This window comes from Methylobacterium sp. J-072, assembly GCF_022829425.1.
Taxonomy (GTDB): Bacteria; Pseudomonadota; Alphaproteobacteria; order Rhizobiales; family Beijerinckiaceae; genus Methylobacterium.
The window spans coordinates 1-9,118 of the sequence record NZ_JAKSYK010000204.1; the positions used below are offsets into that span (position 1 = coordinate 1).

General features: G+C 70.7%; 8 protein-coding genes. All 8 read right to left on the reverse strand.

Going from position 1 to position 9,118, the window contains the following annotated elements; all coding sequences use genetic code 11:
• Window positions 1-435 precede the first annotated feature (435 nt).
• Window positions 436-1,254 (reverse strand): MBL fold metallo-hydrolase, encoded by an 819-nt coding sequence (locus tag MKK67_RS26580; protein ID WP_243971145.1) that lies wholly within the window; start codon window positions 1,252-1,254, stop codon window positions 436-438.
• The gene (locus tag MKK67_RS26585; RefSeq protein ID WP_243971147.1) at window positions 1,251-2,045 is read right to left on the reverse strand and encodes a TatD family hydrolase; all 795 of its coding nucleotides are present in this window, start codon (window positions 2,043-2,045) and stop codon (window positions 1,251-1,253) included. Before MKK67_RS26585 ends, MKK67_RS26580 begins: the two co-directional genes overlap by 4 nt.
• A 17-nt stretch (window positions 2,046-2,062) precedes the next feature.
• Window positions 2,063-3,652 (reverse strand): methionine--tRNA ligase, encoded by a 1,590-nt coding sequence (gene metG / locus MKK67_RS26590; protein WP_243971149.1) that lies wholly within the window; start codon window positions 3,650-3,652, stop codon window positions 2,063-2,065.
• 162 nt (window positions 3,653-3,814) lie between these two features.
• Window positions 3,815-4,870, reverse strand: coding sequence for a DNA polymerase III subunit delta' (locus tag MKK67_RS26595; protein ID WP_243971151.1), 1,056 nt, complete (start codon window positions 4,868-4,870; stop codon window positions 3,815-3,817).
• 413 nt (window positions 4,871-5,283) lie between these two features.
• A complete protein-coding gene (gene tmk, locus MKK67_RS26600) occupies window positions 5,284-5,988 on the reverse strand; it encodes a dTMP kinase (RefSeq protein ID WP_243971153.1) in 705 nt (234 codons plus the stop codon).
• A 10-nt stretch (window positions 5,989-5,998) separates the two neighbouring features.
• Window positions 5,999-7,219: a D-alanyl-D-alanine carboxypeptidase family protein gene (locus MKK67_RS26605; RefSeq protein WP_243971155.1), complete on the reverse strand. Its 1,221-nt coding sequence runs from the start codon at window positions 7,217-7,219 to the stop codon at window positions 5,999-6,001.
• A 151-nt stretch (window positions 7,220-7,370) separates the two neighbouring features.
• A complete protein-coding gene (locus tag MKK67_RS26610) occupies window positions 7,371-8,696 on the reverse strand; it encodes a septal ring lytic transglycosylase RlpA family protein (RefSeq protein ID WP_243971157.1) in 1,326 nt (441 codons plus the stop codon).
• A gap of 204 nt (window positions 8,697-8,900) precedes the next feature.
• Window positions 8,901-9,118: hypothetical protein (locus MKK67_RS26615; RefSeq protein WP_243971159.1), on the reverse strand; the 218-nt coding region annotated here is incomplete at its 5' end.

Sequence of the window (9,118 nt, forward strand, 5' to 3'; positions counted from 1 at the left end):
AATCGACCAAGCAGCGCTTCACAGCGCAGCCAGATCGGTGAGCTCAAAAAGAGAGATACGACGATCGGCACTAGTCTCTCACTTGTCGAAGCCAAAGCTCCGACCGCAAGGACAAACGCCGTCCGCGTCTCCCTTCCTCAAATCCAACAATGTCAAAGACCGTGCGGCAGGATCCAGGGACCCGACCTACTACAGACAAACAGCAAGCTGCCCGGCTTTCCCGCCGGCCAACCCCGCAGATCTGTCAGAAGATGTCTCAGCGCCCGGGCCACTTCCGCGGCCGGCGCCGATGAGCGGTGTATACGCAGCTGGTTCCCGGCCGTCAACAGGGTTGTTCCGGGTGGAGCCGATTTTCTTGGACTCCGGCCACGACAAGGGTGTGACAGCCGATTCGGCCCCTACCTCCGATTGTGTCCCCCTCCCCCGAAGCGTGTCTCAGGCGTCGAGGCTCAGGGTCATCCCGTCATAGGCCGGCGCGACACCCGCGGGCAGGCGCGCCGCCAGGGCCGCGTAGTCGAGATCGGTGTGGAGGTTGGTCAGCACCGCCCGCCGGGGCTTGGTCTCGGCGATCAGCGCTAGGGCATCCGAGACGGAGAAATGCGTCGGGTGCGGCGTGTCCCGCAGGGCATCGATGATCAGGAGGTCGAGACCGTAGAGACGCGCCCGGCTCGCCTCCGGGATCAGGCTGACATCGGGCATGTAGGCGGCCCGGCCGAACCGGAAGCCCAGGGCGGCCTCGGTGCCGTGCTCGACCGGGAGCGATTCCACCGTGATCGGACCGCCCGGACCGTCGAGGGTCAGTTCGGAAGGCAGATCGCGCAGGTCGAGGATCGGCGGATAGGCGCTGCCCGGGGGCGTCTCGAAGCAGTAGCCGAACCGCGTGGTCAGCAGCGCCCGGGTGAGCGTGTCGGCATAGACCGGGATGCGCCCGCGCATGGTGATCACCAGGGGGCGCAGGTCGTCGATGCCGTGGGTGTGGTCGGCATGGGCGTGGGTGTAGAGCACGCCGTCGAGGCGCTGGACGCCCGCATCGATGAGTTGCTCGCGCAGGTCGGGCGAGGTGTCGACCAGCAGCGTGGTCCGCCCTCCCCCGGAGTCGCGCTCGACCAGGATCGAGCAGCGGCGGCGGCGGTTGCGCGGATCCTCCGGATCGCAGGCACCCCAGCCGCTGCCGACCCGCGGCACCCCGCCGGACGAGCCGCAGCCGAGGATGCGCAGGGTCAGGCTCGCCGGCGCGGCGCCCGGATCGGTCATGCCGCGTCCTTAGGTTTGGCCTTGTCGAACAGGGCGAAAAAATTCGCTGTGGTGATCCGGCCGAAGTCCTCGGCGGACAGCCCCAGGGTCTCGGCCAGCGATCGGGCGGTGTCGGCCGTGTAGGCCGGCTCGTTGGTGCGGCCGCGATGCGGTTCGGGGGCGAGGAACGGCGCATCGGTCTCCACCAGGATCCGGTCGCGGGGCACGCTCCGGGCGATGTCGCGCAAAGCGTGCGAGCGCCGGAAGGTGACGATGCCGGAGAACGAGATCGACAGCCCCAGCTCGATCCCGACCTCGGCGAGGCGCCGGCCCGACGAGAAGCAGTGCAGCACCGCCCGGAACGGCGTCCGGCCCATCTCGTCGGTGAGCACCCGCTCCATGTGGTCGTCGGCATCCCGGGCGTGGATGACCAGGGGCAGGCCGGACAGGCGCGCCGCCTCGATATGGGCGCGCAGCACCAGCTCCTGCACGGCCTCGGGGGCGCCGTCGGGATAGTGGTAGTCGAGTCCCGCCTCGCCGATCCCGACGCAGCGGGGATGCGCGGTCGCGATTCCCGCGATCGTCTCGGCGGGCACATCCGGCTCCTCGGCCGCCCCGTCCGGATGGGTGCCGATGGTGAACCAGATCTCGGGATGGGCCTCGGCGATCGCCCGGTAGGTCTCGGCCCGGGCGACCCGGGTCGAGATGGTGAGCATGCCGGTGACGCCCGCGGCCCGGGCGCGGGCGATCACGCCGGGCAGGTCCGCGGAAAAGTCCGGGAAATCGAGGTGGCAGTGGCTGTCGATCAGCATCGTGTCTCGGATCGCTGTCAGGCGGCCGGCGTTTCGGGCCGCTCGAACCGGGGGAAGACCGGGGCCGGGGCGGGCAAGGCGGTGCCGGGTACCAGGCGACCGCCCTCCCCCACATCGGCGAGCATGCGCCGGTCTGACGGTACGGCGAGCAGGTCCAGGAGCCTGGACGCTGCCGTGGGCACGAAGGGCTGGACCAGGATGCCGAAGGCCCGCAGGGCTTCGAGCGTCGTGTAGAGCACGGCGTTCATCCGGGCCGGATCGGACTTGCGCAGCTTCCAGGGCTCCTGGCCGGCGAAGTAGCGGTTGGCCTCGGCCACCACCGCCCAGATCTCAGCCAGGACGCTGTGGAGCGCGAGATCGCCCATCAGCTCCCGGACCTTCCCGGGCAGCGCATCGGCCTGCGCCAGGAGGGCGCGGTCGGCCTCGTCCAAGGAACCGGGCAGGGCGCCGGGATCCGGCACCGCGCCGTCGCAGTTCTTGGCGACCATCGAGAGCGAGCGCTGGGCGAGGTTGCCGAGGTCGTTGGCGAGGTCGGCATTGATCCGGCCGATGATCGCCTCGTGGCTGTAGCTGCCGTCGCCGCCGAACGGCACCTCGCGCAGCACGAAGTAGCGCACGGGATCGACCCCGTAGGTGTCGGCGAGCTCGAACGGGTCGAGGACGTTGCCGAGCGACTTCGACATCTTCTCGCCCTTGGAGAGCAGGAAGCCGTGGCCGAACACGCGCTTGGGCAGGGGCAGCCCAGCCGACATCAGGAAGGCCGGCCAGTAGATCGCGTGAAAGCGGACGATGTCCTTGCCGATCACGTGCAGGTCCATCGGCCAGAATTTTTTTAGGGGGGCCTCCGCGTCGGGAAAGCCGGTGACCGTCAGGTAATTGGTCAGGGCATCGACCCAGACATACATGACGTGGTTCGGATGCCCCGGCACCGGCACGCCCCAGTCGAAAGTGGTGCGGCTGACCGAGAGGTCCTTGAGGCCGGAGCGCACGAAGCTCGCCACCTCGTTTTTTCGGGTTTCCGGCCCGATGAAGTCCGGCTGGTCCTCGTAGAGCTTCAGCAGCCGGTCCTGGTAGGCGGACAATCTGAAGAGAAAATTCTCCTCCTCCATCCACACGACCGGCGTGTCGGTGGCGAGGCTGCGGCGGCTGCCATCCTCCAGCAGGCGGGTCTCGGCCTCGTCGTAATAGGCCTCGTCGCGCACGGAGTACCAGCCGGCGTACTTGTCCAGGTAGATGTCGCCGTTGGCCTCCATCCGCCGCCAGATCTCCTGCGCGGCTTCGTAGTGGCCGGGCTCGGTGGTGCGGATGAAGCGGTCGTAGGTGCAGTCCATCCGGTCGGCCATCGCCTGGAACCGGGCTGCCGTACCGTCGACGAAGGCGCGCGGGCTGGTGCCGGCCCGGGTCGCCGCCTGCTGGATCTTGAGGCCGTGCTCGTCCGTACCGGTGGAGAACAGCACGTCGTAGCCGTCGAGCCGGCGGAAGCGGGCGATGGCATCGGCGGCGATCACCTCGTAGGCGTGGCCGATATGCGGCGCGCCGTTGGGGTAGGAGATCGCGGTCGAGAGGCCGAAGGTTTTTTGGGACTGCGCCGGGGCGTTGGACGTCACGTCTGTGGTGTTCCGGATGATCGCAAAAGGCTGCCCGCGTTGTCGCGCGGCAGCGGCGGGGACGCAACCGCCGCTGCCGCGCGGACGATCGTGGATTCAAAAGGTCCGGGACCTTTTGCGGGTCCAGGGCAGAGCCCTGGCCGTCCCGGGAAGGCGCAACGTTTACGAGGCCGCCTCGGCAAGATCCCCGAACAACGACAGCACGACCGGGCGCCGGTCGAGATTGTAGATCGCAGCCTCCCGGGCGGCGCGGCCGAACCGCTCGGCGACCTCGACCAGGGCGGCGAGGCGCGCCGGCGGCTCGTCCCGGCGCCGGTCGAGTTCGGCCGAGACGAAGCGCAGGACCGCGTCCTGGGCGGCCTCGAACCGCGCCTCGGCGTCGCGCCCGGCCAGGGTCTCGGCGAGCTTGAGCACCCGGCCCCAATCGGGCGTCTGCGCCCGGGCCAGCAGGGTCTCGACCTCGGCGACGAGGCCGGCCGTGACCGGATCGAGCATCGCCAGCGCCCGGGCGACCGAGCCCTCGCACTGAGCGACCGCCCGGGCCAGGGCGGCCTCGTCCGGCTGCGGGAACGGCTCGGGCAGGCCGCGCACCACCCGGGCCACCGCCTCGGGGGCGAGCGGGCGCAGCATCAGCACCCGGCAGCGGGAGCGGATCGTCGGCAGCAGACGCCCGGGCTGGTGGGCCAGGATCAGGAACAGGGCGCGGGGCGGCGGCTCCTCCAGGACCTTGAGCAGGGCGTTGGCGGCGTTGGCGTTCAGGTCCTCGGCGCTGTCGAGGATGCAGACCCGCCAGCCGGAATCGGTGGCGGTCGAGGCGAACAGGTCGAGCGCCCGGCGGACCATGTCGACCGAGATCTTGGTCGGCAGCGCCTTGGCGCCGGCGGTGCGGTGGCGGCGCAGGGCGACAAGGTTCGGGTGCGACAGGCCCGCGACCTTGCCGGAGACGGGGTTCTCGTCCGGCACGTCGAGCCCGGCCGGTCCGCCGCCCTCGGGATAGGCGAGCAGCCGGCGTGCGACCCGGTAGGCGAGGGTCGCCTTGCCGATGCCGGGGGCGCCGCCGATCAGCCAGGCATGGTGCAGGCGGCCCGCCGCGATCCCGGCCCCGAACGCGTCGGCCGCGGCCTCGTGGCCGACCAGCGCCCGGGTCTCGCGCGGGCGCGGGATGCCGGGAAGGTCACCGGGCTCGACGTCGTCGGCGGCGCGGTCTGCCAGTTTCATGCGGCCTGTCTCATCGCGCGAAATCCTGCATCAGGGCTTCGCCCTGACGACCCGCCAAAGGGCTGCGAGCCCTTTGGAAACCCGGTTCCGCGCGGTTTACACAGATGGAACGGCGGCGCCCACCGCCTCGGGGCCGACTCATGCCGGCCTCGCACGGTGGGCCTCACCAACCCACTCCGCGATGGCCGCACGCGGCCGGATGCGGCCGGGAGTGCAGAGAATGGTTCTCTCTCTGGCAGTCTCAAAATCGGAAAATGGCGAGTGGAGATTCCACCTCCGACTCGCCATTCACCCACTGATTTTGAGTTGGCTACACCTTAACGGGTGAATGCCAGGGGTCGGCGGCAGCCACCGCCGGTCCCGCTCCCGAATATAGACCGGCCGAGACGCTGCGCAAATCCGCGCCCGGCGTCTCAGGCGGCATCGCCCCGGCTCCCTTTCATCGGCAGCAGGCCCGGCAGGCGGGACGCCACCGTGGCGCGGATCGCGGATTCCACCGAATCGGGATCGCGGCCGGCATCGATCACCGCGCAGCGCTGCGGCTCGGCGCGGGCGATCGCCAGGAAGGCCTCGCGCAGCCGCGTGTGGAAGGTTAGGGACTCGGCCTCGAACCGGTCGGCCCCCTGCCCGGTCCCGGCGGCGCGCCCGGCGGCGCGGGCGAGCCCGGCTTCTGGGGACAGGTCGAGGATCAAGGTCAGGTCGGGCCGGGTCGGGCCGACCACGACCCGCTCCAGGGCGGCGACGACGGCCGGGTCGAGGCCGCCCGCGGCGCCCTGGTAGGCCCGGGTCGAGTCGATGAAGCGGTCGCACAGCACGATCTCGCCCCGGCGCAGGGCCGGGCGGATCAGCCGGTCGAGATGGTCGATCCGGGCGGCGCTGAACAGCAGCGCCTCCGCGAAGGGGCCGTAGGGCTTGGCGACGCCGCCGAGAAGGGCCGCGCGGATTTCTTCCGCCCGGGGCGAGCCGCCGGGCTCGCGGGTCACGCACACCGTCCGCCCCGAGCGCGCCCGCAGGGTCGCGGCCAGGCGGGCGATCTGGGTCGACTTGCCGGCGCCCTCGCCGCCTTCGAAGGTGATGAAGGCTCCCGGCGCGGGCTCTTCGACGCGTGGCACGATCACGGGTGCAACATCACGTCGGATCGGCCGTCCGGTCGCCGGATTTCGCGTCCTTCTTGCCGACCCGGTCGAAGGCTTTGCGCACGAGGCCGGTGCCGAATTCCAGCGCCGCATCCATCGCCCGCTGCGACAGGGTGCCGGACTCGACCGTGGCGCCGGCGAAGAGCGGCTGGTCGAGGGCGACAGTGTCGCCGCGCTGGATCCGCAGGGTGCCGACCTGCCGGCCCTCCTCCACGGGGGCGACGAGGGGCCCGGTATAGACCACCTTGGCGCTGACCCGGTCGTTGGAGCCGCGGGGCAGCAGCACCCGCACCGGCTTCTTCGAGACCAGGGGCACGGAGCCGGCCTGGCCGCCGAACACCGAGGCCTCGGCCACGGTCTCGCCCGTCGCGAAGATCTGCCGGGGCTCGAAGGCGCGGAACCCCCATTCCATCAGCTTGCGCGATTCCGCGGCCCGGTCCCGGGCGGTCTTGAGGCCGGAGACCACCAGCACCAGGCGCTGGCCGTTCTGCACCGCCGAGCCGGTCAGGGCGTAGCCGGATTCCTCCAGGTAGCCGGTCTTGAGCCCGTCGGCGCCGATATCGAGGGTCAGCAGCGGGTTGCGGTTCTGCTGGCGGATCTTGTTCCAGGTGAACTCCTTCTCGGCGAAGATCTTGTACAGATCCGGGTAGGTGTCGATGATGTGGATCGCGAGCTTGGCCATGTCCCGGGCCGTGACCTTCTGGTCGGGCGCCGCGTAGCCGGTGGCGTTGCGGAAGGTCGAGTTCGTCAGCCCGATCTCCTTGGCGCGCTGGTTCATCAGCCCGGCGAACGCCTCCTCGGTCCCGGCCATGTTCTCCGCGATGGTGATCGCGGCGTCGTTGCCCGACTGGACGATCAGCCCGCGCAGCAGGTCCGACATCTTGATGCGGCTGTTGACCTGCGCGAACATCGACGAGCCGCCGCCCCCGGCCCCACCGCGCTTCCAGGCGTCCTCGGTGACGGTGAACTCGGTGTCCATCGACAGGCGGCCGGATTTCAGCGCCTCGAACACGATGTCGGTGGTCATCAGCTTGGCCATGCTGGCCGGCGAGAACCGCTCGTCGGCGGCCTTCTCGAACAGCACCGAGCCGGAATCGGCGTCGATCAGGATCGCGTGCGGGGCCGCCGTCTGGAAGCTCTGGGCGGTCGCGCCGGCGAGGCCCGCCCCCAACGCGCAGGCGGCCGCGAGAAGGGTGAGAAGGGTCCTGCGCATCACCGTTCCGTCCCACGCCTGCCGCCCGGTTGGAAGAACGCCAACCGCATCCGGATAACAAGCGTGACCATATTACGGTTTCGACGCGGGATCGAACGCGAAATGCCGCATTGCGGGAACGGCGGCCCTTCGCGGCGCGTCCGGCCCGGCCTCAGTAGATCCCGGCCAGGCGCGGATGCTTGGCGTTGGCGGGCGCGGCCGTCTTGGTCGGCGCCTCAGGCTTCCCAGGAACCGGCGCCTTCGCGGCGGTGGCGACTTTCGTCGTCACCGCGGCCTTGGCGGTGCCGCCGGCCAAAACCTTGGCCGGCGCCGCCGCGGAGGCGAGATGCGCCAGGGCGGACTTGGACGCGGGCGGCAGCGCCGCGGGCGCGGCCGCAGCGACCTTCGTCGGGGCGGCACCGCCGGCCCGAACCGGCTGCTTGGCGGCTTCCGCGAAGGTCGGACGACCGGCGGGCTTCGTGGCCCCGTGCCCGGCCGCCTGCGGCGCACCGTGGCCCGAGGCCGGATTGAGGCCCGCGACCTTCACGCCCGCGCCCTTGGCGTCGGCGGTCCTGGATCCCGTGGCCTTCTGTTCGGCGACCTGGAGCGGCGCCGGCCGGAAATCCCGCACCTTGGGGGCGGTCGGCTGGACGGCCGCCGGCACCCGCATGGCGGCCGAGGCCATCATGATCGGTGCGCGCACCGGGGCGGCTCGCTCGGGCCGCGGCGCCGGGGCCTCGTCGGGTTGCGCGCGCTCGGGGACCGGCTTGAAGGCCAGGGGCTCGGGGGCCGAGCGGGCGTAGCGCTCCGGCTCCTCCGAGGGGGTGGATGCGGGACCGAGATCGGCCATCATCACGGTCGAGCGGCCGGCCGGCTGCCCGTCAGTGCGCAGGCTGGCGAGCAGCTTGCGGTCGTCGCTGCCGGCGACCGAGGCCCGGCCGGCATATTCGACCCGCACCCGCGCGGTGCCGCGGCGGTGGAAGCCCAGGGCCTCGGCCGCCTCCTCGGAGACGTCCATGACGCGGCCGGCATGGTAGGGGCCGCGGTCGTTGACCCGCACGATCATCGAGGAGCCGTTGTCGAGGTTGGTCACCCTCGCGTAGCTCGGCAGCGGCAGGGTCGGGTGGGCGGCGGCGATCGAGTGGCGGTCGAACACCTCGCCGTTGGCGGTCATGCGCCCGTGGAAGGCCGAGCCGTACCAGGAGGCCAGGCCCTCCCGCACGTAGCCGCGGGGATCCTCCTTGGGCACATAGGTCTGGCCCGCCACCACGTAGGGCTTGCCGGTGTAGCGGCGCCCGCCGCCCTTCGGGATCACGTCGCCCTCGTTGTAGAGGCGCGGGCTCGCTTTGACCCCGTATTTCGGGTCGATGCCGTTGCCGGAGCTAAGCTTCTGCTGTTGGGGGGTGGTGGCGCAGTTGGCCGTGGCCAGGGCCACGCCCGAGACGGCCAGCAGCCGCAGGGCGAGGCGCGCAGGCCGGGGAAGGGTCGTGCGCACCATATCGGGGATCACCAAACGCGACGCGGGATCATGGCCGGGAAACGAACCGGCACCGGCCGCGCCACTGGGCTCAGCCGGTCCACCCAGAATTGTAGGGATCGCGTAAACGAAGCCTGAACGATCCCGGCTTCGTCGCTCATAACCCGGCCCGTTCGTCGGGCGATTTCCTCGCTCAACGCGCTAAGAGTTTCGATTAAATCATTGTTACAACGAAAAAATATCGGATTCAGAGGGTTCCGGACCCAGCCCTTTCAAGATGTCGGGCTGAGAGCCAGGACCTGGCGTCGAGCCGGTCTGCACGGCCGTTTTCCCGGGCGCATGCAGCGCCAGCGGAATGCGACCCGGGACCCAGCACACGACGGCGCGCAGCGTCCGTCCGATCGACCTGTGCCGCTGGCGCGGCGCTTCGTGTGCTGGGTCCC

What these genes read in the sequence shown, in the direction of transcription:
- MKK67_RS26580 (WP_243971145.1), bottom strand. Translation starts at nt 1,254, where the DNA reads ATGACCGATCCGGGCGCCGCGCCGGCGAGCCTGACCCTGCGCATCCTC.
- MKK67_RS26585 (WP_243971147.1), bottom strand. Translation starts at nt 2,045, where the DNA reads ATGCTGATCGACAGCCACTGCCACCTCGATTTCCCGGACTTTTCCGCG.
- MKK67_RS26595 (WP_243971151.1), bottom strand. Translation starts at nt 4,870, where the DNA reads ATGAAACTGGCAGACCGCGCCGCCGACGACGTCGAGCCCGGTGACCTT.
- MKK67_RS26605 (WP_243971155.1), bottom strand. Translation starts at nt 7,219, where the DNA reads ATGCGCAGGACCCTTCTCACCCTTCTCGCGGCCGCCTGCGCGTTGGGG.
- MKK67_RS26610 (WP_243971157.1), bottom strand. Translation starts at nt 8,696, where the DNA reads ATGGTGCGCACGACCCTTCCCCGGCCTGCGCGCCTCGCCCTGCGGCTG.